The sequence below is a fragment of the Streptomyces sp. WAC 04229 genome, from assembly GCF_003947455.1.
GTDB lineage: Bacteria > Actinomycetota > Actinomycetes > Streptomycetales > Streptomycetaceae > Streptomyces.
On the sequence record NZ_QHJH01000012.1, the window covers coordinates 64,944 to 88,639 of the forward strand.

Below are 23,696 nucleotides of genomic sequence, written 5' to 3' on the forward strand. Positions count from 1 at the left end.
ATGTACGAGCTGTCCCGGGTCCGCCTCTACTCCATCGGACCCGCCGGTGCGCGCTACGCCGACACCGTGCTTGACCTGCGCGGTGTGGGCGAGCCCGTGCCCGACCCCGCGCCCACGCAGGCGGAGTTCTTCGAGGAGGAGCCGGTCGGCCCGCCGCGCCGCCCCGCCCCCGCGGGGGTGCTGTTCCTGGAGAACGGCGGCGGCAAGTCCGTCCTGCTCAAGCTGATCTTCTCGGTGATGCTGCCGGGCCACCGCAACACCCTGGGCGGCGCCAGCTCGGGCGTCCTGCGCAAGTTCCTGCTCGCCGACGACTGCGGACACGTCGCGCTGGAGTGGCAGCACGTGCAGAGCGGCGAGTGCGTCGTCGTCGGCAAGGCCAGCGAGTGGCGCGGGCGCCAGGTCTCCAACGACCCCCGCAAGTTCGCCGAGGCCTGGTACTCCTTCCGGCCCGGTCCCGGACTGACCCTGGACAACCTGCCCGTCGCCGAGGCCACCGCCGTACGCCCGCCCGTGGAGGGCGTCTCCGGCGCCCGGGGCAGGCGGCGCACCATGAAGGGTTTCCGCGACGCCCTCACCGAGGCCGCCAAGACCTACCCGCACCTGGAGGTGCACTGGGAGGAGATCCACGACCGCTGGATCGAGCACCTCGGCGACCTCGGCCTCGACCCCGAACTCTTCCGCTACCAGCGCGAGATGAACGCCGACGAGGGCGAGGCCGCCGGCCTCTTCGCCGTCAAGAAGGACGCCGACTTCACCGACCTGCTGCTGCGCGCGGTCACCGACACCCGTGACACCGACGGACTCGCCGACCTGGTGAGCGGCTTCGGCAACAAGCTGGGCCGACGCGCCGAGCTGATCGCCGAACGCGACTTCACCGCCGGGTCCGTCGAGCTGCTCGGCCGCATCGTCGAGGCCGCCGAGGTCCGCACCCGCGCGCGCGACATCCACACCGCGGCCGAACGCCGGACCAGGACCCTCGCCCGGCGGCTCACCGCGCGCGGCGCCCAGGAGCGGGTCAGGGCCGCGGACCTCGCCCAGCGGGTCACCGCCGCCGCCCGCGCCGTCACCCACGCCGAGTCGGCCCGCGACCGCAGCGCCCTCATCGCCGCCGAACTCGCCTACCGGCACGCGTCGCTCGCCCTGACCGGCGCCGAGAAGTCCGCCGCCGCCCAGAAGCGCGAACTCGCCGACGCGCGCACCCTGCACTCCGCCTGGCAGGCCGCCGAGGCCGTACTGCGCCACCGCGCCGCCGCCGACCGCGTCGCCCGCGTGTCCGCCGCCATCCAGGAGGCCGAGCGGGACGCGGCCCCCGCGCTCGCCGCCCGCGCCAAGGCCGCCGTCGACCTCGTCCGCGCCCTGCACGCGGCGGCCGGCCGGGCCGAGGGCCACGCCAACGAGGAGGAGGAGCGGTCCGCCGCCCTCCAGGAGGTCAGCGACGCGGCGCACCGCGACTCCACCACCGCCGCCACCGAGGCACAGCGCGCCCGCAGCGAGGTGGGCCATCTGCGCCAGCGCCTCACCGAGGTCGAGCAGGAGACCACCGAAGCGGTCCGGGCCGGCTGGCTCGACGACAGCGCGCCCGACGCCGACCCCGCCCGCGCGGCCCTCGCCGCCAGCGACGCCGAGAAGAGCACCGTCGCGGCCTGGGACACCGCCCGTGAGTCGGCACGCCGGGCCACGGAGCAGGCCCGCGAGGCGGCCTTGGCCGAGAGCCGCGCCGAACTGACGGCCGCCCGCGCGGCCGACGCCGCCACCGCGGCCGAACGCGCCCACGAGGCCGAGCGCCGCACGGCCGGGGCACTGGCCGTCGAGGAACGCCTCGCGGAACTGCTCGGCCTCGCAGCCGGCACCCGCCCCGGCATCCCGCAGCCCCGCCACGACGCGGACCACGACCCCGCGCCCGCGCGGGCCGACGGCGCCCTCACGCCCCAGGAACTCGACCGCTTCGCCGACGAACTGCGCGAGCTGCTCGACGACACCGTCTCCTCCGCCGAACGCCAGTTGTTCGACCTGCGCACCGCCGCCGCCGACGACTCCCGCATCCTCGGCGCGCTCGGCGACGGCGGACTGCTGCCGCCCGGCCCCGACGTGCTGGCCACCGTGGAGTTCCTGGGCGAGCACGGCATCCCCGCCCTGCCCGGCTGGCGCTACCTCGCGCAGGCCGTCGACCCCGCCGACCACGCGCGCGTGCTGGCCGCCCGGCCCGAACTGGTCGACGGCGTCATCATCACCGACCCCGACTCGCACACCCGCGCGCGCGACGTCCTCGGCGACGCGGCACTCCTCCCGCGCTCGGCCGTCGCCGTCGGCACCGCCGCCGCCCTGCTCGCCCCCACGCCGGCCCCCGACTCCGACGCCGGGGACGTCTTCCTCGTACCGCCGAACCCCGCGATGCACGACGAGCACGCGGCCGACGAGGAACGGCACGCGCTGCGCGCGCGGGCGACCCGGCGGGACGAGGAGATCCGCACCCTCGCCGCCCGGCTCGGCAAGGACCGCGAGCTGGCCGCTCGGCTCGCCTCCTGGCGCACCGGCTGCCCCGCCGGACGCCTCACCGAACTCGCCCGGACCGCCGAGGAGGCGCGGGCCTTCGCCGACGAGGCCGAGGCCGAACTGACCGAGGCGCGCACCGCGCGGACCGAGGCGGACGAGGCCGCCGCCGAGGCCGTGCACCTGCGGGACGAGCGGCAGGAGGCGGCGCAGAAGGCCCGCCGCGCCGCCGACGCCCTCGCCGGGCTCGCCTTCCGGCTGCGCGAACGGGCTGGCTGGCAGGTCCGCCTGCGGGAACTGGCCGACGAGGGCGCCGAGGCCGAGGCCCGCGCCCAGGCCTGCCTGGACCGGGCCCGCGCTGCCGACGAGGACCGCCGCGCCGCCCAGCGCGCCGCCGACGACGCCCGCCGCACCGCCCGCGCGCTGCGCGCCGAGCGCTCTGAGATCGCCGGTGCCCCCGACGACGTGACCGAGGACGGACCGGACACGCCGGGCGACGGCACGGACGTGCCGAAGGCGTCCCTGCCGGACCTGCGCGAGGCCTACCGCGCCGCGTCCCAGGTGTACGAGAAGGTCGGCGTCGGTGCCGACCTGCGCGCCGAACAGGCCCGCGCCGAGAGCGACGAGAGCGCCGCGCGCGGGGACCTGGACCGGCTCAGCAACAAGGTACGCACCCGCGCCGGACAGCTCCTGGAGTCGCCCGACGGCTCCGACGGACCGTCCCGGCAGGCCGCCGCCGCCCGCGCCGAGGAGCTGGTGCAGCTCCTGGAGACCCGCATGTCGAGCGCCAGCGAACAGCTCGGCCGCCTGCGCGGCGAGGCCGAACGGCACGCGCCCGAGGAGGGCGACGCCCACACCGAGCTGCCCGAGGAACTCCTCCCTCGCGACGCCGACCACGCGCAGACCCTGCTGCGCACGGCCACCGCCGAACTCGCCTCCCACACCGAGGCGCTCACCCAGGCCCGCGACGCCCACGCCGGGCTGCTCGACACGCACCGCGCCGCCGAGGACGCCGCCGGCGGCTTCGACGAGATCGCCGCGATGCTCCGCGACCTGCTGCGCGAGCACGCGGCCGACGAGGAGCAGGAAGAGCCCGAGCCGTATCCGGGCGGTCTGGAGGAGGCCCGCCAGTCGGCCGGTGAGGCCCGTCGGTCGCTGCGCGGCTGCGCCGCCGACCTGTCCGCCGCCGAGGCCGGGGTCCGCGAGGCGAGCGACGTCCTGGTCCGGCACGCCAACTCCACCCGCTACGAGCAGGTCCGCACCCCCGCGCGGCAGCAGATCCGCGAGCTGCCCGCCGCCACGCTGCCCGAGCACGCGGCCAAGTGGGCGGACGCCTTCGCGCCCCGGCTCCGCGTCCTCACCGACGAACTCGCGCAGCTGGAGCGCAACCGCGACTCGATCGTGGACCGGCTGCGCGGCCTGGTCGAGTCGGCCCTCGCCACCCTCCGCTCCGCACAGCGCCTCTCCCGGCTGCCGGAAGGACTGGGGGAGTGGTCCGGGCAGGAGTTCCTGCGCATCCGCTTCGAGGAACCCGACCAGGCCACCCTCACCGAGCGGCTCGGCGAGGTGGTCGACGACGCCACCCGGGCCGCCGTGAAGAAGAACTCCGACCTGCGCCGCGACGGCATGTCCCTGCTGCTGCGGGGCGTCGCCGCCGCCCTGGCTCCCAAGGGCGTCGCCGTCGAGATCCTCAAGCCCGACGCCGTGCTGCGCGCCGAGCGCGTCCCCGTCGGCCAGATGGGCGACGTCTTCTCCGGCGGCCAGCTGCTCACCGCGGCCATCGCCCTGTACTGCACGATGGCCGCGCTGCGCAGCAACGACCGGGGCCGCGACCGGCACCGCCACGCCGGGACCCTGTTCCTCGACAACCCCATCGGGCGCGCCAACGCCACCTACCTGCTGGAGCTGCAGCGGGCCGTGTCCGACGCGCTCGGCGTCCAGCTGCTGTACACCACCGGCCTGTTCGACACGACCGCGCTCGCCGAGTTCCCGCTGGTCATCCGGCTGCGCAACGACGCCGACCTCCGGGCCGGCCTGAAGTACATCAGCGTCGAGGAGCACCTGCGGCCCGGCCTGCCCCAGCCGGCCCCGGCCGCCGAGGGGGAGGGGGAGGCGGTGCACAGCGAGATCACGGCGACCCGGATGTTCAAGCGCCCCGCGCCGTCAGCCTCCTAGCCGCTCCCGCAGCCACTGGTGGAAGAGCCCGATGTGGTGCTCGGTCGGCACCAGCACGCCGCCCCCGCGGTAGGCGCGGGACGACATCGCGGGCTGGGTCCGCTCGCACGCCTCGAAGTCCTGCGTGTTCACCCGGTGGAACAGTTCCACCGACCGGGACAGGTCCGCCCCCGACGCCACCACGTCGGGGGCGTACAGCCAGTCGCACTCCACGACCGTGCGGTCCTCGGCGAGCGGGAACATGCGGTGCAGGATCACGTGGTCCGGTACGAGGTTGACGAAGACCGTCGGCCTGACGGTGACGGCGTAGTAGCGGCGGTCCTGGCTCTCCGCCACCTCGGGCAGCCGGTCGAAGCCCTCACCGCCGTCGACCGTGAAGCCCTTGACCTCCTCGCCGAACTCGGCGCCGTGGCCCACGTAGTACTGGGCCGCGTAGCCGTCCGCGAACTCGGGCAGCACCTCGGTGAGTTCGGGGTGGATCGTGGCGCAGTGGTAGCACTCCATGAAGTTCTCGACGATCAGCTTCCAGTTGGCCCGCACGTCGTACCGGACGCGTCGGCCGAGGGCCAGCCGCTCCGTCCCGTAGCGCTCGATGGCCGCAGGGTCGCCGAGCCGTTCGACGACGGCACCGCGCACCGTCTCCTCGAAGGAGGGCGGCTCGTCGGCCAGGCACACCCAGGCGTAGCCGAGCCATTCGCGCAGGGCGACCTCGGCCAGGCCGTACGCGGCGCGGTCGACGTCCGGCATCTTCGTCAGACCGGGCGCGGCGACCAGCCGTCCGTCGAGGTCGTACGTCCAGGCGTGGTACGGGCACTGGAGGCTGCGCCGCACCTCGCCCGACTCCTCCAGGCACAGCCGGGCGCCCCGGTGGCGGCAGATGTTGAGGAAGGCGCGCAGCGCGCCCGTGCGGGTGCGGGTGACGACGACGCTCTCGGACCCGACCTGCACGGTGCGGAAGGCGCCGGGCCGTTCCAGGTCGGCGCCGCGGACGGCGCAGAACCACAGCGACTCGAAGACCTGCCGCTGTTCCTGACGGAAGATCTCCGGGTCGGTGTAGTAGCGGCCGGGCAGGGTCGCGATGAGGCTGGGGGACAGGGGGGTCGTCGTCACGTGCTGGCTCCTCGGGCGGGCGCGGCGGTGAGGCGAGCGGGGTCGAAGAGACCGATCGGGTGCGCGGTGTCGCCGGTCAGGGCCAGGTCGGCGAGGATCTCGCCGACGACGGGCACGAACTTGAAGCCGTGCCCGGAGAATCCGCAGGCCACGGTGACCGAATCGCGATGCGCGGGATGGCGGGCGATGACGAAGTGCTCGTCCGCTGTGGTGGTGTACATGCAGGTGGCGGCCTTGAGGAAGGTGCCGGGCAGATCGGGGAGACGGCCGGACATGTGGTCCGCCATGGCCCGGACCTCGTGGTCGTGCACGGTCCGGTCGACGGCCTCCGGGGTGGTGACCTGCCCCTTGCGGAAGAAGGCGACCTTGGCGCCGTGGTCCGGACCGTCGATGGCGGGGAAGCCGTACACCTGGACGCCGGCCGCGTCCTCCCAGACGTAGATCGGCTGGTTGGCCGGGAGGAAGGGGCCGATGCCGTTCCGGGGCTGGAACCAGTACATGACCTGCCGCTCCACCGTGAACGGCACCCCGAGGTCGGCGAGCAGCCGGGGCGCCCAGGCGCCCGGGCAGATCACCAACCGGGCGGCGGTGTAGGTGTTCTCGCCGGTGTGCACACGGACGCCGTCCCGGTACGGCTCCCAGCGCGTCACGGGTTCCTCGAAGTGCAGGTCGGCGCCCTGGCGGGTGGCGAGCTGGAGATGGGCGGCGACCGTGTTCTCGGGGCGCAGCAGGCCGGCCTTGGCCTCGTACAGGGCGACCTCGTCGTCCCGCGGGGCGAGCGTCGGAAACCGGCGGCGGATCTCCCGCGCGTCGAGCATCTCGTGCGGCAGGTCCCACTCGCGGGCCGACCGCAGCGAGCCGGACACGGTCCATGAGTCGGGCCGGCCCACCATCACGCCCCCGCACAGCAGGGCGATGTCCCGGCCGGTGGCCCGCTCCAGGTCGGCGTACAGCTCGTAGGCGCGCAGCAGCAGGGGAACGTACGCCGGATCCTCGAAATACGACTGCCGGGTGATCCGGGAACCACCGTGGCTGGAGCCCCGGTTGTGCACGGGGCCGAACCGCTCCAGGCCCAGCACGCGGGCCCCCCGCGCGGACAGGTGGTGGGCGGCGGCGCTGCCCATGCCGCCGAGGCCGATGACGATCACGTCGTAGGTGGGGGACAAGAAGGGCCTCCTGGCGTCCTAGCGGCGGATGCGGGTCATCCTCGGGTCGAACAGCGGCTCCTCGGCGACCGTGGCGGGCACCTTCTCGCCGAAGTACTCCACGTGCACACCGGTCCCGGCGGCCAGGCCGGCGGGGAGCCAGGCGTAAGCGACGCAGCGGCCGAGTGTGTAGCCGTACGAGGCGCTGGTCACGTACCCGGCGGGCGCGCCGCCCACGTGGACCGGCTCCTTGCCGAGGAGCACGGCCGCAGGGTCGTCGAGGAGCAGCGGCGTCAGGCGTCGGCCAGGCTCGCCCGAGCGGGCCAGCGCGGCCCGGCCGACGAAGTCCGCCTTGTCCATGCGGACCGCGAAGCCGACACCGGCCTCGAACGGGTTGTCCTCGGCGGTCATGTCCGTGCCCCAGGCCCGGTATCCCTTCTCCAGGCGCAGGGAGTTGAAGGCCGAGCGTCCGGCGGCGATCACGCCGAGGTCCCGGCCGGCCTCCCACAGCGTGTCCCAGAGCCGCAGGCCCAGGTCGGCGGTGGTGTACAGCTCCCAGCCCAGTTCACCGACGTAGCTCAGGCGCATCGCGGTCACCGGGACGTGGCCGATGTACGTCTCCCGGGCGCGGAAGTAGCCGAACGCCTCGTGCGAGAAATCGTCCGGCGTCAGCGGCTGGACCAGGTCGCGGGCGAGCGGGCCCCAGACGCCGACGCAGCAGGTGCCGGAGGTGATGTCCCTGATGTGCAGGTCGTCGGGCGCGTGGCGCAGCAGGTGGTCGAGGTCGGCGGGGGAGTTGGCGCCGACCTGGAAGCGGTCGGGGGCGAGGCGGGCGACGGTGAGGTCGGAGCGGATGCCTCCGGATTCGTCGAGGAGGAGGGTGTAGGTGACCGCGCCGGGCTTCTTGCGCAGGTTGTTGCTGGTCATGCGGTCCAGGAAGGCGAGGGCTCCCGGCCCGGTGACCTCCAGGCGGCGCAGCGGCGTCATGTCGTACAGGGCGACCCGCTCGCGGGTGGCCCGCGCCTCCGCGGCCGCGATCGGAGACCAGTGCCGGGCCGACCATGCGTCGCGGTCGGGAAGGCGCGCGTCCGGGGCGAGCCCGGCGTTGGCCTCGTACCAGTGCGGGCGTTCCCAGCCGCCGGCCTCCAGGAAGTACGCGCCGAGCTCCCGCTGCCGTGCGTGGAACGGGCTGACCCTGAGCGGACGCGGCCGCTCCACCGGCTGGAGCGGGTGGATCACGTCGTACACCTCGGTGAACTGCTGCGCGCCGCGTTCGCGGACGTACGCCGGTGACCGCTGCGCCTCCTCGAAGCGCGTGAGGTCGCACTCGTGGACGTCGAGCGACGGCCGTCCCTCCACCATCCACTCGGCGACGGCCCTGGCGACACCGGCCGAGTGGGTGACCCACACCGCCTCCGCGAGCCAGAAGCCCCGCAGGGCACGGGACTCGCCGAGGACCGGCATGCCGTCCGGGGTGAAGGAGAAGACGCCGTTGAAGCCCGACTCGACGTCCGAGTCGCGCAGGGCGGGCATCAGCCGGCGGCAGTCCTCCCAGCTCGGCGCCCAGTCCTCCGGGGTGAAGGGGTACGACGACGGCATGTCCATGTGCCGGGCGCGTGACTCGTCGTAGCCGGGCACGGCGAACGGGTCGACGGGCAGCGGCCGGTGGGCGTAGGAGCCGATGCCGAGGCGGTCGCCGTGCTCACGGAAGTACAGGTCGCGGTCCTGGAAGCGGAGGATCGGCTTCGACGCCTCCTCGGTGGCGCCGCTCAGCTCGGGCAGCGGAGCCGTCCTCGCGTACTGGTGGGCCAGCGGTTGCAGGGGTACGTCGACGCCGGCCATGCGGCCGACGACCGGTCCCCAGAATCCGGCGGCGGACACGACGTGGTCGGCGGGGAAGGTGCCGCGGTCGGTGACGACGCCCGTGACCCGGCCGTCCTGCCGCTCGATGCCGGTGACCGTGTGCCGTTCCAGGAAACGGGCGCCCCGCGCGGTGGCGCGGTCCAGCTGGGCGCGGCAGGCGGGCACGGCGCGGGCCAGCCCGTCCCCCGGGGTGTGGAACCCGCCGAGGACCACCGACTCGTCGAGCAGCGGCCAGAGTTCCTTGCAGCGTGCGGCGTCGACGATCTCGCCGGTCACGCCCCAGGAGGCGGCGTATCCGGCCCTGCGGTGCAGGTCGGCGAGGCGCTCCGGCGTGGTGGCCAGCTCCAGGCCGCCGACCCGCTGGAAGCACGGGGCGCCGTCCCACGTGAGGGACGTGAACTTCTCGACGGTGTACCGCGCGAACGCCGTCAGGATGCGCGACGGACTGGTCCGGAAGACGAGGCCCGGCGCGTGCGAGGTGGAGCCGCCGGGCGCGGGCAGCGGGCCCTGTTCGAGGACGGTGACGTCGGTCCAGCCGCGCGCGGTCAGTTCGTCCGCGAGGGAGCAGCCGACGACGCCCGCGCCGACGACCACCACGCGGGGCGGGGGCCGCAGGCCGTGGGCGCTCACAGGACCACCACCGAGCGCAGCACCTCGCCGCGTCGCATCCTGCCGAACGCCTCCTCGACCCGGTCCAGCGTCGTCGTCTCCGACACGAAGGCCCCCAGGTCGAGCAGCCCGTACAGGTACTGGTCGATCAGGAACGGGAAGTCGCGGCTCGGCAGACAGTCGCCGTACCAGGACGACTTGATCGCACCGCCGCGCGAGAACACGTCGATGAGCGGCAGTTCGACCGTCGTCTCCGGTGTGGGTACGCCGACCTGAACCAGCACTCCGGCGTGGTCACGCATGTAGAAGGCCTGGCGGAACGTCTCCGGGTGGCCCACGGCGTCGATCGCGATGTCCACGCCGTGGCCGTCGGTGAGGGCGCGGACCGCCTCGACCGGGTCCGTGCCGCGGGAGTCGACGGTGTGCGTTGCGCCGAACCGTTCCGCCCGGTCCAGTTTCCGGCCGTCCACGTCGACCGCGATGATCTTCATGGCGCCGTTCAGGGCGGCCCCGGCGATCGCCGCGTCGCCCACGCCGCCGCAGCCGATCACGGCGACCGAGTCGCCGCGGCCGACGCCGCCGGTGTTGACGGCGGCGCCATAGCCGGCCATCACCCCGCAGCCGACGAGACCGGCCGCCTCGGGCCGGGCGGCCGGATCGACCTTCACGGCCTGGCCCGCGGCGACCAGCGTCTTCTCGGCGAAGGCGCCGATGCCGAGGGCGGGGGCCAGCGGGGTGCCGTCCATCAGGGTCATCGCACGGGCGGCGTTGCGCGAGTCGAAGCAGTACCAGGGGCGGCCGCGGCGGCAGGACCGGCAGCCACCGCAGGGCGCCCGCCACGCCAGCACCACGTAGTCGCCCGGCGCGAGGTCGGTGACGCCCTCGCCGACGGCCTCGACGGTGCCGGCCGCCTCATGGCCCAGCAGGAATGGGAAGTCGTCGGCGATCGCGCCCTCCCGGTAGTGCAGATCCGTGTGACAGACCCCGCAGGCCTGCACCGCGACCAGAACCTCGCCGGGTCCGGGATCCGGGACGACGATCGTCCGCACCTCGACGGGTGCGCCCCTCTTCACAGCGACTACGGCACGGACCTCGTGTGACACGAGAAGCTCCTCTGCTGTTGCGCCTTGCACGATGGGTTGCGCGATGAGAAACATAGTGGGAACGCCGTCGAGGGGCCGTCAAGGGGTACGGGTTAACCCTTGGCAAAACGAGCCGGCGGCGGGCGCGAGGTGCGCAACACACCGGACACGGGACGGCGCGGAACCCGGGCCCCCGGAAGGGGGTTCGGGTCCCGCGCCGTCGGACGGGGCGTCAGCGGGGCCGCCCCGCCGGGTGGGAGGGCTCAGCGGCCCCCGCCGTCGGATGGGAGCTCAGCGGGGCCGCCCAGCCAGGTGGGAGCGCTCAGCCGCCGTAGCCCATGCGGCGGGACAGCTCGACCCCCGCCGCCAGCGCGCGCTCGGCCAGGTCCGGCAACCGCTCCGGCGTCAGCCGGTACACCGGCCCCGAGACGCTGATCGAGGCGATCACCTTGCCGTCGTGCGAGCGCACCGGCGCCGCCACGGCCGCGAGCCCGATCTCCAGCTCCTCCTGCGTGATCGCGTAACCCTGCGCGGTCACCGTCTCCAACTCACCGCGCAGCACCGCCGCGCCGGTGACGGTGTGCTCGGTGAACCGGTGCAGCGGGCGGGCCAGCAGCCCCTCGCGCAGGGTGGTCGGCAGATGGGCGAGCAGCACTTTTCCGCTGGCGGTGGCGTGCAGCGGGGTGCGCCGGCCGAGCCAGTTCTGTGCGGTGACCGAAGCGGTGCCGCGGGCCTGCATGACGTTGACCGCCGCGTCGTCGTCCAGCACCGCGATGTTCGAGGTCTCGCCGAGTTCGTCGGCCAGCTCGCGGCAGACGGGCACACCCTCCTGCGAGATGTCCAGCCGCACGGCTGCCGCACCCGCCAGCCGCAGCACGCCGGCGCCCAGGTAGTACTTGCCGCGCTCCTTCTCCTGCGCCACCAGACCGCGGTTCTCCAACACGCCGAGCAGCCGGAACGCCGTGGACTTGTGCACGTCCAGTTCGTCGGCGATCTCGGTGACACCCGCCTCCCCGAGCCGGGCGAGGATCTCCAGCACGGTCACGGCGCGGTCCACCGACTGCACGCCGCTCACCGCGCCCCTGCCTGACTGCTTGTTCTCCACGCGGTCCTCACCAGGGTCGGGCTGCTGCTGTGTGCGGGTCATGGCTCAACTCTCACCACCTGGCGGCCCGATCGGGCCGCATCTGCGGGAAGCCCTTGACGCCACGGGCGCCCGCCCGGATTCTGTTGCGTATAGCGCTCTCCAGTGCGCCATGTGAAACATCATGTTACCGAAGCGTCCGGATCCCGGAAGGGTACGCGCTGCACACCCCGCCGAACCACGCGTTCCGGACCGAGAGGGGAGCCCATGATTCCCGTCTGCCGTCTCGAAGACCTCCCCAAGGGCGGGTCCGTCCGCGTCGAGACCAGTCCGCCGATCGCCGTCTTCCACACCGACGACGGCGATCTCTACGCCATCGACGACACCTGCAGCCACCAGGACGCCTCCCTCTCCGAGGGCTGGCTGGAGGGCTGCCTGGTCGAATGCCCGCTGCACGCCGCCTCGTTCGACCTGCGCACGGGCCTGCCGACCTGCCTCCCGGCCCGCCGGGCGGTGCGCACCCACCGGGTCAGCGTCGAGGACGGCTTCGTCCACGTCCACCTCGCCGCGGAGGAGGGCAGCGCCGCATGAGGACCGTGACCGTGGTCGGTGCCTCCCTGTCCGGCCTGTACGCCGCCCGGGAACTGCGGGCCCAGGGGTTCGACGGACGCCTTGTCGTGGTCGGCGACGAACCCCACCCGCCCTACGACCGGCCGCCCCTGTCCAAGGAGTTCCTCACCGGCCGGGCCGACGAGGAGCACCTGGCGCTCAGCGACGCCGAGGAGACCGCCGAACTGGACGCCGACTGGCTGCTCGGCGTCCGCGCCCGCGCCCTGGACGCCCGCGGACGGACCGTGCTGCTCGACGACGGCCGCACCGTGTCCACGGACGGCGTCGTCGTCGCCACCGGGGCGTCGGCACGGCGCCTGAACGGCGGTGGCCTCGCCGGGGTCCACACCCTGCGCACCCTGGACGACGCCCGCGCCCTGCGCGCCCATCTCACCCGCGGTCCGTGCCGGGTGGTCGTGGCCGGCGGCGGCTTCGTCGGCGCGGAGACCGCCTCCTCGTGTGCCTCCCTCGGTCACGACGTCACCGTCGTCGAGGCCGCCGCGATGCCGCTCGTGCCGCACCTCGGCACGGAACTGGCCGCCGTCTGCGCCACCCTGCACGGCCGTGCCGGAGTCGGGCTGGTCACCGGCGCGTCCGTGGCCGCGCTGCGCGGCACGGCGGCCGTCACCGGGGTCGACCTCACCGACGGGCGCGCGCTGCCCGCGGACGTGGTGATCGTCGGCATCGGAGCCACCCCCAACACGGCCTGGCTGGCGGGCTCTCCGCTGCTCCTGAACGACGGCGTCCTGTGCGACGACGGCTGCGTGACCGCCCTGCCGCAGGTGGTCGCCGTCGGCGACGTGGCGCGCGTCGGCGGCACCCGCGCGGAGCACTGGACCTCCGCCACCCAGCAGCCCCGGGCCGCGGTGCGCAACCTCCTCGCCGGACGCACGCTGGAGAGCGCGAGGTCGGTGCCGTACTTCTGGTCCGACCAGTACGGCTCCCGCATCCAGTTCGCCGGGCGGCGCCGGGACGGCGACACCGTGCGCATCGCCGAGGGCCAGATCGCCGACGGCGCGCCTGACGAGGGCGGCTTCCTGGCCCGCTACGAACGAGACGGGCGCACGACCGCCGTGCTCGCCGTGGACCGGCCCCGCCCCTTCATGAGGGCCCGCCGCGAACTCGCCGCCGAAGGAGCGGGGATACCGGTGACCGCCGGTGGGGCGGGGACGGGTGCGCGGTGAGGCGTGCCCCGGCGAGGGACGCCGGTGGAGCCGCTCGTCCGGCGTGCCGTGCGACGCGGCCCGCAACGGCACCCGGAGCGGGCCTGGTCTCAGGGCCGCTCAGTCGCTCAAGGGTGTGACAGCCGGCTCGCGCCACCGCCCCGCCGGCGTATCCGCTCCTGGCTCCGCTCGGCGGACCGTGCCTGGCGCCGGACCCGGCGACGTTCGCGCCGCATGGCCCGCGCGGTGCTGCTCGGCTCCGACACCACGCCGTGCCGCTGGTTCCAGACCTGTCGCGTCACCCACACGTCCAGCACGCCCCACGTGGCCACCACCGTGCCCACCACACTGCCGATCACCATGGGAAACGCCAGCCACGACTCCGCCATCGTGCACAGGAAGGCCACCATCGCCATGATCAGCGTCACGGCGACGACGATCACCGCGCGGACGGCCGCCGTGCGCACCGGATCCGGCAGCCGACGCCGCCGCGCCGGCTCCTCCCTCCACAACGGCCGGTAGCCGGACGGCTGCTCGCGCGCCGCCCGCCTTTCCGGTCCCTCCGGCCGGTCACGCGCCGGTCTGCCCGCACCGGCTGCCGGAATGTCGCGATCCGGTGCCTCGGGGGCCGATCGGGCGGTCACCCGGGCCGCACCGCCGTCCTCGGGCGCCCCGCGCCGCTCCGCCGTGCCCATCGACATGTCACTCCCCACCGCCAGCAGACAGCTCGACCGTGTCCCACGACACGGCTCCCCTCTGGCTGCCCGGCTTGCGCTGCTTTACGCCGCCCAGAGGCGGGATGCGGCTCCTGTGGCCGATTCCGCCTCCATTTCCCGTAGTGAACGACGAACGACGGGCCCTCAAGATTCCCGAAAGGCCCGCGCAGTCGAAGAATTTCGGCCAATCCGCCCGGTCGAGCCGGAGCCGAACCCTCCCTGTACACCCCGATCCCGGTGGGCAATCTCCCGCAATGACCGGACAACTGACCATCACCGTCCCCTGGCGCGGAGCTTCGTCCCCCGGACGGGCCTTCGAGTTACGTATGCGTCAGTAGTAGGCTCGCGCCGTTTGTTGACGCACATGTGTACCCCCTGCCGGAGGGGGGTCGAGCTGGGGGAGGCCATGCGCTTTCGCGGGAAGTCGATCCGCCGGAAGATCGTGGCGCTGCTTCTCGTGCCGCTGGTGTCCCTGACCGCGATCTGGGCGTTCGCCACGGTACTCACGGGGCGCGAGGCGGAACGGTTGTTCAGTGTCTCCACCGTCGTCGAGGAGATCGGCTACCCGATCGAGGACACCGTCCGCGTCCTCCAGCAGGAACGCCGGCAGACCCTCGTCCACCTCGCCGACCCGCGCGCCTCCGACGGGTTCGCCGCCCTCCAGCGCAGCCGCACCGCCACGGACGACGCCGTCGCCGAGATCGGCCGCAACGCCGCCGACGCCGGCGTGCGCGACGACCTGGGGCAAGCCGAGGAGGAGCGGCTCACCGCCGTACTGGACGCCTTCGACGGCATCGGCTCGCTGCGCCGCAGCGTCGAGGACGGCACCGTGGACCGCGCGCAGGCGCTCGGCCTCTACAACCGCCTGATCGACCCCTGCCACGACCTGCTCGCCGGTCTGAACGTCGTCGAGAACGTCGCTCTGGACAAGCAGTACCGTGCGCTCGTCAACCTCTCCCGGGCCCGCGAACTCCTCTCCCGCGAGGACGCCCTCCTCGGCTCCGCCCTGGTCACCGGCCGGCTCACCCGCGCCGAGATCCGGGATGTCTCCGACCTCGTGGCGCAGCGCACCCTGATGTACGGAATCAACCTGCCGCTGCTGCCCTCCGCCGAACGCGGCCGCTACGAGCGCTTCTGGAAGAACGCCTCCTCCGCCCCGCTGAGGACGGCCGAGGAGGCCGCCCTCTCCGCCGGGGCCGGGACGCCGCGCGGCGTCACCGCCAAGAGCTGGGACACCGCCGCGGGCAGCGTCCTGGAGGAACTCGGCGCCCTCGACGACGACGCGGCCGACCGCTACCAGGACCGAGTCGACCCGGTCGCGACGAACGTCATCGCCAAGGTGGTCATCGCCGGCGCGCTCGGCCTGATCGCCCTGCTCTACTCCCTGTTCCTCTCGGTACGCGTCGGCCGCTCCCTGATCCGTGACCTCAAGCAGCTGAGACTGGAGGCCCACGAGGCGTCCGGCGTCCGGCTGCCCAGCGTCATGCGCCGCCTCTCCGCGGGCGAGGAGGTCGACGTGGAGACCGAGGTGCCGCGCCTGGAGTACGACAGGAACGAGATCGGCGAGGTCGGTCAGGCCCTCAACACGCTGCAGCGGGCCGCCGTGGAGGCCGCCGTCAAGCAGGCCGAACTGCGCGCCGGTGTCTCCGAGGTCTTCGTCAACCTCGCGCGCCGCAGCCAGGTGCTGCTGCACAAGCAGCTCACGCTGCTGGACACCATGGAGCGCAGGACCGAGGACACCGAGGAACTCGCCGACCTGTTCCGCCTCGACCATCTGACCACGCGGATGCGCCGGCACGCCGAGGGCCTCGTCATCCTCTCCGGCGCCGCCCCGTCCCGGCAGTGGCGCAAGCCCGTCCAGCTCATGGACGTGGTGCGGGCCGCCGTCGCCGAGGTCGAGGACTACGAGCGCATCGAGGTCCGCAGGCTGCCGCGGGTGGCCGTCACCGGACCGGCGGTCGCCGACCTGACCCACCTGGTGGCCGAGCTCCTGGAGAACGCCACGGTGTTCTCGCCACCGCACACCGCCGTCCAGGTCCTGGGCGAGCGCGTCGCCAACGGCTTCACCCTGGAGATCCACGACCGCGGCCTCGGGATGGCGGCCGACGCCCTCCTGGACGCCAACCTCCGGCTGGCCGAGACCCCCGAGTTCGAGCTGTCCGACACCGACCGGCTCGGCCTGTTCGTCGTCAGCCGGCTCGCCCAGCGGCAGAACGTCCGGGTCTCCCTCCAGCCCTCCCCGTACGGCGGCACCACCGCGGTCGTCTTCGTCCCCGACGCGCTGCTCTCGGACGACGCTCCCGACACCAACGGCATCGGCTTCCGCCTCGACCGTCCCCAGCACGTCAAGGAGAAGGGGCGGGAGGAGAGCCGTCGTTCGGCCCTGTCCCACGTGCCGGCGCGGCTGCCGGAGCGCCCGGCCGCGCTGCTGGACGGACCGGTGGAACTGGAGGCGCCCGTCGACCTGGACGCCCTCGACGGCCTGCCGGGCGGGCTCGACGACGAGGACGCTGAACGCGGCGGCCTGTTCCGCCCGCGCCGCTCGCTCGCCGCGGCCGACGACGACCGGTCGGGCCGGGGCGACGGCCTGGCCGACGCGGACGCACCCCTCCCGCTGCCCCGCCGCCGCACCCCCAAGCTGGTCAGTTCGCACGGCCGTCCGGTCCCCTCACGGGACGCCCGGGACAGGGAGGACGACCAGCCCCCGGCGGACGGGGACGCCGACGGCACGCGCGTCACGGCCGCACCGCGGGCGGGAGCGGACGAACCGCCCGCGCTGCCCTCCCGCCGGAAACGCGGACACCCCGCGGGCCGTGACGGCGGCCAGGCCTCCGGAGGCGGCCGCGCCGAAGGCCGGGACGCCGACGCCGCGGAGTCCGGTGCGCTGCCCCGGCGCGTACGGCAGGCCAACCTCGCGCCCCAGCTCCGGCAGGGCCCCGAACCGTCCGAGGACCGCTCCGACCCCGCCGACCGCGACGCCGACGAGGTCCGCAGCCGGATGGCCTCACTCCAGCGCGGCTGGCGGCGCGGGCGCGAGGAGAACGCCGCGGGTGACGACGTCCCCGGCGGCACGGCACCAACAGCACCACGAGGAACGACAGAGGGGGACGGTCGATGACCGCACCGAAGACGACCGGCCACAGCGCGACCAAGTCCGGGGAGCTGAACTGGCTCCTCGACGACCTGGTGGACCGGGTCGCGAGCATCCGCAAGGCAGTCGTCCTGTCCGGCGACGGCCTGGCGACGGGTGCGTCCAAGGACCTGACGAGGGAGGACAGCGAGCACCTGGCCGCCGTGGCGTCGGGCTTCCACAGCCTCGCCAAGGGCGTGGGCCGCCACTTCGAGGCGGGCAGCGTCCGGCAGACGGTCGTCGAACTCGACGACGCCTTCCTGTTCGTCACCGCCGCAGGCGACGGCAGCTGCCTCGCCGTGCTCTCGGACGCCGACTCGGACGTCGGCCAGGTCGCCTACGAGATGACCCTCCTCGTCAAGCGGGTCGGCGCACACCTGGCCACCGCTCCACGCACCGATGTGCCCTCGGGCGGGTAAGTGGGATGACATGAGCGCAGACGGTCAGGGAAGAAAACACTGGTTCGACGACGAGGCCGGCCCCGTCGTCCGTCCGTACGCCATGACGCGCGGTCGCACCACCAGCGCGGCCCAGCACCGCCTCGACCTGATCGCGGTGGTCGTCACGGAACCCCACGCGGACGACCCCGAGGCGGACGTCACCCTCTCGCCGGAGCACGTGGACATCGTCGGACTGTGCCGGGAGGCCCCGCAGTCGGTTGCCGAACTCGCCGCCGAACTCGACCTGCCGATCGGGGTCGTACGGGTCCTGGTCGGCGACCTCATGGACGTCGACCTCGTCCACGTCAACCGGCCCGTACCCCCGGCCGAACTGCCGGACGAGAACATTCTGCGCGACGTGATCAATGGACTGAGGGCACTGTGAACCCTCCCGTCGGCTCGTCGAGCGGCACGTTAAGGAGTAAAGACCGATGATCTTCGGGCGTTCCCAGCGCGGCAAGCCGCCGGTCGAGCCCGTCACGCTCAAGATCCTTGTGGCCGGCGGCTTCGGCGTGGGCAAGACCACCCTCGTCGGCGCGGTCAGCGAGATCCGGCCGCTGCGCACCGAGGAACTCCTCACCGAGGCCGGACGGCCCGTCGACGACCTGAGCGGGGTGGAGGAGAAGCACACCACCACGGTGGCCATGGACTTCGGACGCATCACACTGCGCGAGGACCTGGTGCTCTACCTGTTCGGCACGCCCGGCCAGGAGCGGTTCTGGTTCATGTGGGACGAGCTGTCCGAGGGGGCGCTGGGGGCGGTCGTCCTGGCCGACACCCGCCGTCTGGAGGACTGCTTCGCCGCCGTCGACTACTTCGAACGGCGTTCCATCCCCTTCCTGGTCGGCGTCAACTGCTTCGAGGGCTCGGCCCGCTATCCCTCCGAGACCGTCCGCCAGGCCCTCGACCTGGACGCCGGCGTGCCCGTGGTGATGTGCGACGCGCGTGACCGGGAGTCGGTCAAGGAGGTCCTCGTCGGCGTGGTCCAGCACGCGATGGCCCAGGCGGCCGACCGCCGCCGGGTCGTCACGACCTGACCGGCGCCGGTCACCGGTCACAGAACTCCGCCTCCAGCACCGCGTCCTCGGCGGCCTGGCTGCCCCAGTCACCGTTTCTGTTGAGGGTCAGCACGTGGCGGCCGTCGCGGGTGGCCGCCACTCGGGACAGCGAGCCGGGGACCTGGCCGCCGTGGCCCCACACCGTCACGCCGCAGGAGAGTGTGTCGCCCCGGATCCCCAGCCCGTAGACGGCGGCGTCCTCGGCGGGGCCGGGTGTCCGCCGCGTCGTCGGCTCCACCTCCCCTGCCTCTGCTTCCTCCTCGACGACGGGCACCGCTGCGAACATCGCCTTCATCTGCTGCCGGGGCAGCAGTTCGCCGCGGAGCAGTGCGCCGAAGAACCGGTTGACGTCATGGGTGTTGGAGATGATCTCGCCGGCGGCACCGGCGACGGAGGGGTTGAACTCCGTGACGTCGTGCACGGGGGCGTTCGGGGTGTCGTCGTAGAGCCTGGAGTAGTGCCTGCCGTGCGGGCGGGGCAGGGCGGGCGACGAACCGGGCACGAGGGTGGAGCGGAGCCTCAGCGGCTCGATGATCCGCCGCTCGACCTGGTCGGCGTAGTCGTCATCCGTGGCCTTCTCGATGACCAGGCCGGCCAGGATGTAGTTGGTGTCGGAGTAGGCCCAGCCGGTGCCGGGAGCGAACAGCGGCGGGTGGGACAGGCCGATGCCCACCAGCTCTTCAGGGGTGGCGCCGTCGTAGCGGTGGACGAGGAAGGACTCGCCGGTGAACTTGGCGAGGAAGCCCGCGTCGCGGTTGTAGTTGAAGATGCCGCTGGTGTGGTTGAGCAGGTGGCGCAGGGTGACCTTTCGGCCGTCGTTGCCCTGGCCCCGCACGAGACCTGGCAGCCAGTCCTCGACCGTGTCGTCGAGCGAGAGGACGCCTTCCGCGTCCAGTTGCAGCAGCACCGTGGCGGTGAAGGTCTTGGTGAGGCTGCCGATCTGGAAGTGGTCGGCGGGACGGCGCTGTTCGCCCGTACCCAGGTGCGCCACGCCCGCGTCGCCGGACCACCGGTGACGGCCTTCGCGTACGGCAGCGAGCGCACCGGGTGTGCCCTCCGCGACGATCGCGTCCAACGCCGCCCGAGTCGGGGCGTGCCCGCCGCGTAAGCCGTCCCTCTGGTCGTCCGCGCTGCGGGCCGCGGCCGGCACCGCCGCGACGATGCCGGTGGCCACCAGCGCGCACACCGACGCCACCACGCCCGCCCGGCGTCCCGCTCCGCCCCGCTTCCCCGTGTCACTCTGCCGCCCCGACGGGCGCACTCGATCAGTCATCGGCTTCCCCCTGACGCCTCTGATGCTCGGACGCGACGGTCGTCGCGCTCCGTGATGCCCATCCAATCCGAGCGGAATGTCACGAACATCAGGGAAAACCCCGAAACACCCCCGTCCCGACCCTCAGTCGGCCCGGCCCTCAGTGGGCCCGACCCGGCCCGTCCTCGTCCTCCAGCCAGCCGAAGCTCTTCTCCACCGCCCTGCGCCAGTTGCGGTACTCGCGGTCGCGTACCGAGGACTCCATCGCGGGCGCCCACTCGGCGTCCCGCTGCCAGTGCGCCCGAAGGGCGTCGAGACCGTTCCATACTCCGGTGGCCAGCCCGGCCGCGTACGCGGCGCCGAGGCAGGTCCTCTCGGAGACCCGGGGGCGGTCCGGGGAGCGTCCAGGTGGCCGACGGCAAGGGTTCCGGCGGCACGCCGCCACGCGCGCGTGGCCGACGGCATGACCGGCCCCCTTGCGCGGCGGGCGTCCGCTCAGCCCGCGGGCGCCGCCGACCGGTCCGCGCCGCGCCTGACCTCGTGCCCCGGCGCACCTGCCCGGCCCAGGACCCAACTCGCGCCGCGCAACGCCTTGGCGGCCTTCTTGAGCGGCGCCAGGCCCGCCGCGGCCTGCCGGTGGTCCGGCACGCTGCCCGGCGCACACAGGACCGTCGCGAGGGAGAGCGTCACGGGCCGCCCGCCGGCCGACCACGGGACGTCCAGCACGGAGGAGACCAGCGGATCCAGCCCGTCCGGGTCGGTGAGCACCAGGAAGTCGTCCCCGCCGATGTGCCCCACGCGCGTGGTCCCCCTCGCCGACCGGAGCAGCGCCTGCCCGACCGACCGGATCAACTCGTCCCCCGCGGCGAACCCGGCCCCGTCGTTCACCTGTTTGAAGTGGTCCACGTCGAGCCAGCTCAGCGCGAACGCGCGCCCGTCCGCGATCCGCCGGTCCACCTCGTCCGTGATGGCGTCCGAACCGGGCAGCCGGGTCAGCGGGTTGAGCCCGGCCGCCTCCTCCACCCGGCTCTCGGCCAGCGCCCGCACCAGGTCCGCGAGCCGTACGACGCCCACGCACCGCCCGTACGCGTCCACCACGGCCACGTCGTCCGACGTACGGCCCCGGCCGCCGACCGCCACCACGTCCAGCACCTCCCAGGCGGTCGCGTCCACGCCCACCGTCCGCGGCGCGTCGCCCAGCTTCGCGGCCGGGCGGTCGGCGTAGAGAGCGTGCCCGTAGCGTGCCGACATGGACAGCAGGAAGCGGGAGCGGTGCACCGACCGCACCGGCACGCCGTCGCGGTCCACGAGCAGCACCCCGGACACGTCGGGCGACCCGGTCAGCAGGGCCCGCACCTGACCCGCCGACGCCGTCACGGGCAGCAGCGCGGCCGGCCGCACGAACTGCCGTACCGACGGCCCCGACCGCGGCGCCGGCACGACGCCCGGCGGGCCGGACGGAACGTACACGTCCGCCGCTGGCAGCCGGGCCGGCGGCGCGAACAGCTCGCCCTGCGCCCACTGCGCCCCGGCCGCCCGCGCGACGGCGTACTGCCTCTCCGTCTCGACCCCCTCGACCGACAGCAGCGCCCCCATCTCGTCGCACAGCACCCGCATCGCCCGCACGGCCGCCGGCCTGGCCAGCAGCGACGCGTCGAGCTTGACCAGCTCCGGCGCCAGGTCCGTCAGCAGTCGCAGCGGCGCGTCGCCGTCTCCGACCCCGTCCGCGCAGATCCGGAACCCCTGCGCCCGCAGCACGGTCAACGCCTCCAGCAGCGCCTGCCGCGGCACGTGCGTGTACGGCGGACAGACGTCGAGCGTCACCTCCCACGGCATCCGGCCCGCCTCCCGCACGGCGTCATGCAGGGGCTGCAGCCCGCCCAGGTCGGCGAGGGTGCCCGCGAACACGTTGACGTGCAGCGGCAGCAGCGTCTCCTTGCGCACCGCCGCGCGCAGCGCCGACACCGCAAGAAGGCCGTCGAGTTCGGGGTCGCGGCGCGCCTCGGCCAGAATGTCGCCGCCCTCCGGGCGGGCGAGTATCTCCAGCGCCGCGACCCCGCCGGTCATCAGGTTGACCACCGGTTGGAAGGCGAAGCGGAGAGGATCCGTCCAGGAGCGCACGGGAGCAGGATCGCGCCGTCGGCACCCACGCGGGCCCAGTTCATGAGACGTTCACGCGGGATTCCGGCTCCCCGGCACCGCATACGCGCGGTGAGTCGCCGGGCCGCCCCCTTCCCTCACGGGAGTCGGTCCTGATAGATGCAGGGAACATGACACGACTCTCGACCGCGCTGCGCGCTCTGGCCACCGCCTTCGCCGCCCTGCTCGCCGCCACGGCCGTACCCGCCACCGCGCAGGCCAGGCCCGAACCGAGGGCCCCGGAGAACTTCGTGGCCCTGAGAAGCGTCGATCCGACGATCATCCGGGAGATCCGCTACGTCACCCCGCACAACTTCGTCGGCGAACCGGTCGACGGCTACCGGCAACCGCTGTGCATCCTCACCCGCCCCGCCGCCAAGGCCCTCCACAAGGCGCAGACCCGGCTGCTGCGCCAGGGCTACTCCCTGAAGGTGTACGACTGCTACCGGCCTCAGCGCGCCGTCGACCACTTCGTCCGCTGGGCCGAGGACCTCGACGACCAGGCCATGAAGGCCGAGTTCTACCCCAAGGTCGACAAGACCCGCCTCTTCGACGACGGCTACATCGCGGAGAAGTCCGGCCACAGCCGGGGCTCGACCATGGACCTGACGATCGTACGGCTCCCGGCGAAGCCCACCCCGCCGTACCGGCCCGGACAGCCCCTGGTGCCGTGCTTCGCTCCGCAGGGCGAACGCTTCCCCGACAACTCCGTCGACATGGGCACCGGATACGACTGCTTCGACACCCGCTCCCACACCCTCGACCCCCGCATCCAGGGCGCCCAGCGCGCCAACCGCCTCCTGCTCAAGGACACCTTGGAGGACGTCGGCCTGGTAAACCTCCCCGAGGAGTGGTGGCACTTCACGTACAAGCCCGAGCCCTACCCGGACACCTACTTCGACTTCCCGGTCTCCACCAGGTCCCTCACCGGCCGCCGCTGAACGGGCTGCCGGAGCCGCCCGCTCCGCGAATCGGATACAGTCCGCCGCGTGTCCGAAACTCAAACCTCCGTTCCCAACTCCGCGCCGAATTCGCACTGTTCGAGCTGCGGCACGCCCTACGGAGAGGGCGTCTCCGGCTGGCCCCGCACCTGCCCCGCGTGCGGCACCGTGGCCTACCGCAACCCACTGCCGGTCGCGGTGGCCCTCCAGCCCGTGTACGACACGCAGGGCACCGCACTGGTGGTCATCACCCGCACCGTGGCCCCCGCGCGCGGGGGTGTCGCCCTGCCAGGCGGCTACATCGACGACCGGGAGGACTGGCGGCAGGCCGTCGTGCGCGAACTCAAGGAGGAGACCGGCATCGACGCGGCGAGCCACGACGTACGGCTCGCCGACGCCATGAGCTCGCCCGACGGCCACCTGCTGCTCTTCGGCTCCCTCCCCGAGCGTCCGGTCGAAAGCCTCCCCACCTCCCACGCCACCGACGAGACTGACGGCTGGCACCTCCTGCGCCGGTCGGAGGAGCTCGCCTTCCCGCTCCACACCAGGGCTGTACGGTCCTGGTTCGAGGGCCGCTACCTCTGACCCGGGCGCTCGACCGTCCCTCGCACACGCACGGGACGGAACGGCTCCCCGGCCCCGTCCCGTGCGTGTGCGAGGGACGGTCGAGCGCCCGGGTCAGAGGTAGCG

General features: G+C 73.6%; 17 protein-coding genes and 1 pseudogene. 9 read left to right on the top strand and 9 right to left on the bottom strand.

Going from position 1 to position 23,696, the window contains the following annotated elements:
- Positions 1–4,665 carry a hypothetical protein gene (locus DMH12_RS05865; protein ID WP_125490472.1) on the top strand — a complete coding sequence of 1,555 codons (4,665 nt, stop codon included), beginning with the start codon at positions 1–3 and terminating at the stop codon, positions 4,663–4,665.
- Here DMH12_RS05865 and DMH12_RS05870 read toward each other — a convergent pair.
- The 5 genes from DMH12_RS05870 to DMH12_RS05890 form a co-directional block, all read right to left on the bottom strand.
- Positions 4,654–5,775, bottom strand: a complete 1,122-nt coding sequence (locus DMH12_RS05870) for an aromatic ring-hydroxylating dioxygenase subunit alpha (protein ID WP_125490473.1) — start codon at positions 5,773–5,775, stop codon at positions 4,654–4,656. The genes DMH12_RS05865 and DMH12_RS05870 overlap by 12 nt on opposite strands.
- Positions 5,772–6,941 carry an N-methyl-L-tryptophan oxidase gene (gene solA, locus DMH12_RS05875; RefSeq protein WP_125490474.1) on the bottom strand — a complete coding sequence of 390 codons (1,170 nt, stop codon included), beginning with the start codon at positions 6,939–6,941 and terminating at the stop codon, positions 5,772–5,774. The genes DMH12_RS05870 and solA overlap by 4 nt, the downstream gene beginning before the upstream one ends.
- An 18-nt stretch (positions 6,942–6,959) precedes the next feature.
- Positions 6,960–9,413, bottom strand: coding sequence for an FAD-dependent oxidoreductase (locus tag DMH12_RS05880; protein ID WP_125490475.1), 2,454 nt, complete (start codon positions 9,411–9,413; stop codon positions 6,960–6,962).
- Positions 9,410–10,495, bottom strand: a complete 1,086-nt coding sequence (locus DMH12_RS05885) for an S-(hydroxymethyl)mycothiol dehydrogenase (protein WP_125490476.1) — start codon at positions 10,493–10,495, stop codon at positions 9,410–9,412. The genes DMH12_RS05880 and DMH12_RS05885 overlap by 4 nt, the downstream gene beginning before the upstream one ends.
- Positions 10,496–10,796: 301 nt before the next feature.
- Positions 10,797–11,540, bottom strand: a complete 744-nt coding sequence (locus DMH12_RS05890) for an IclR family transcriptional regulator (RefSeq protein ID WP_125490490.1) — start codon at positions 11,538–11,540, stop codon at positions 10,797–10,799.
- A gap of 285 nt (positions 11,541–11,825) precedes the next feature.
- Here DMH12_RS05890 and DMH12_RS05895 point away from each other — a divergent pair, with 285 nt between their 5' ends.
- Together DMH12_RS05895 and DMH12_RS05900 are read left to right on the top strand one after the other, a co-directional pair.
- On the top strand, positions 11,826–12,149 hold the full coding sequence (locus DMH12_RS05895) for a bifunctional 3-phenylpropionate/cinnamic acid dioxygenase ferredoxin subunit (protein WP_125490477.1): 324 nt from the start codon (positions 11,826–11,828) through the stop codon (positions 12,147–12,149).
- Positions 12,146–13,351 (top strand): NAD(P)/FAD-dependent oxidoreductase, encoded by a 1,206-nt coding sequence (locus DMH12_RS05900; protein ID WP_185832162.1) that lies wholly within the window; start codon positions 12,146–12,148, stop codon positions 13,349–13,351. The genes DMH12_RS05895 and DMH12_RS05900 overlap by 4 nt, the downstream gene beginning before the upstream one ends.
- 107 nt (positions 13,352–13,458) lie before the next feature.
- On the opposite strand, the gene DMH12_RS05905 is transcribed toward DMH12_RS05900, so the two are convergent.
- Positions 13,459–14,025 (bottom strand): hypothetical protein, encoded by a 567-nt coding sequence (locus DMH12_RS05905; protein ID WP_312023904.1) that lies wholly within the window; start codon positions 14,023–14,025, stop codon positions 13,459–13,461.
- Between the two features lie 427 nt (positions 14,026–14,452).
- Here DMH12_RS05905 and DMH12_RS05910 point away from each other — a divergent pair, with 427 nt between their 5' ends.
- Genes DMH12_RS05910 through DMH12_RS05925 form a run of 4 tightly spaced genes read left to right on the top strand, consistent with a single transcriptional unit; the run spans position 14,453 to position 18,653 of the window.
- Positions 14,453–17,164, top strand: coding sequence for a nitrate- and nitrite sensing domain-containing protein (locus DMH12_RS05910; protein WP_125490479.1), 2,712 nt, complete (start codon positions 14,453–14,455; stop codon positions 17,162–17,164).
- A complete protein-coding gene (locus tag DMH12_RS05915) occupies positions 17,161–17,595 on the top strand; it encodes a roadblock/LC7 domain-containing protein (RefSeq protein ID WP_125490480.1) in 435 nt (144 codons plus the stop codon). Before DMH12_RS05910 ends, DMH12_RS05915 begins: the two co-directional genes overlap by 4 nt.
- Positions 17,596–17,605: 10 nt before the next feature.
- Positions 17,606–18,001 carry a DUF742 domain-containing protein gene (locus DMH12_RS05920; protein ID WP_125490481.1) on the top strand — a complete coding sequence of 132 codons (396 nt, stop codon included), beginning with the start codon at positions 17,606–17,608 and terminating at the stop codon, positions 17,999–18,001.
- Between the two features lie 46 nt (positions 18,002–18,047).
- Complete coding sequence (locus DMH12_RS05925) at positions 18,048–18,653, top strand: ATP/GTP-binding protein (protein WP_125490482.1); 606 nt, start codon at positions 18,048–18,050, stop codon at positions 18,651–18,653.
- A gap of 10 nt (positions 18,654–18,663) precedes the next feature.
- Here DMH12_RS05925 and DMH12_RS05930 read toward each other — a convergent pair whose 3' ends face one another.
- From DMH12_RS05930 to DMH12_RS05940, 3 genes and pseudogenes are all read right to left on the bottom strand, one after another.
- A complete protein-coding gene (locus DMH12_RS05930; RefSeq protein WP_125490483.1) occupies positions 18,664–19,947 on the bottom strand; it encodes a serine hydrolase in 1,284 nt (427 codons plus the stop codon).
- Positions 19,948–20,086: 139 nt separating this feature from the next.
- A pseudogene (locus DMH12_RS05935) lies at positions 20,087–20,317 on the bottom strand (glycerol kinase); the annotation flags it as partial.
- 104 nt (positions 20,318–20,421) lie between these two features.
- Entirely contained in the window at positions 20,422–22,047 is a 1,626-nt protein-coding gene (locus DMH12_RS05940) for a GGDEF domain-containing protein (protein WP_125490484.1), read from the bottom strand.
- A gap of 149 nt (positions 22,048–22,196) precedes the next feature.
- Here DMH12_RS05940 and DMH12_RS05945 point away from each other — a divergent pair, with 149 nt between their 5' ends.
- Positions 22,197–23,006 (top strand): M15 family metallopeptidase, encoded by an 810-nt coding sequence (locus tag DMH12_RS05945; protein WP_125490485.1) that lies wholly within the window; start codon positions 22,197–22,199, stop codon positions 23,004–23,006.
- A 48-nt stretch (positions 23,007–23,054) separates the two neighbouring features.
- Entirely contained in the window at positions 23,055–23,591 is a 537-nt protein-coding gene (locus DMH12_RS05950) for an NUDIX domain-containing protein (protein WP_125490486.1), read from the top strand.
- Positions 23,592–23,696: the final 105 nt, after the last annotated feature.

What these genes read in the sequence shown, in the direction of transcription:
- DMH12_RS05865 (WP_125490472.1), top strand. Translation starts at nt 1, where the DNA reads ATGTACGAGCTGTCCCGGGTCCGCCTCTACTCCATCGGACCCGCCGGT.
- DMH12_RS05895 (WP_125490477.1), top strand. Translation starts at nt 11,826, where the DNA reads ATGATTCCCGTCTGCCGTCTCGAAGACCTCCCCAAGGGCGGGTCCGTC.
- DMH12_RS05900 (WP_185832162.1), top strand. Translation starts at nt 12,146, where the DNA reads ATGAGGACCGTGACCGTGGTCGGTGCCTCCCTGTCCGGCCTGTACGCC.
- DMH12_RS05905 (WP_312023904.1), bottom strand. Translation starts at nt 14,025, where the DNA reads ATGGGCACGGCGGAGCGGCGCGGGGCGCCCGAGGACGGCGGTGCGGCC.
- DMH12_RS05910 (WP_125490479.1), top strand. Translation starts at nt 14,453, where the DNA reads ATGCGCTTTCGCGGGAAGTCGATCCGCCGGAAGATCGTGGCGCTGCTT.
- DMH12_RS05915 (WP_125490480.1), top strand. Translation starts at nt 17,161, where the DNA reads ATGACCGCACCGAAGACGACCGGCCACAGCGCGACCAAGTCCGGGGAG.
- DMH12_RS05920 (WP_125490481.1), top strand. Translation starts at nt 17,606, where the DNA reads ATGAGCGCAGACGGTCAGGGAAGAAAACACTGGTTCGACGACGAGGCC.
- DMH12_RS05925 (WP_125490482.1), top strand. Translation starts at nt 18,048, where the DNA reads ATGATCTTCGGGCGTTCCCAGCGCGGCAAGCCGCCGGTCGAGCCCGTC.
- DMH12_RS05930 (WP_125490483.1), bottom strand. Translation starts at nt 19,947, where the DNA reads ATGACTGATCGAGTGCGCCCGTCGGGGCGGCAGAGTGACACGGGGAAG.
- DMH12_RS05945 (WP_125490485.1), top strand. Translation starts at nt 22,197, where the DNA reads ATGACACGACTCTCGACCGCGCTGCGCGCTCTGGCCACCGCCTTCGCC.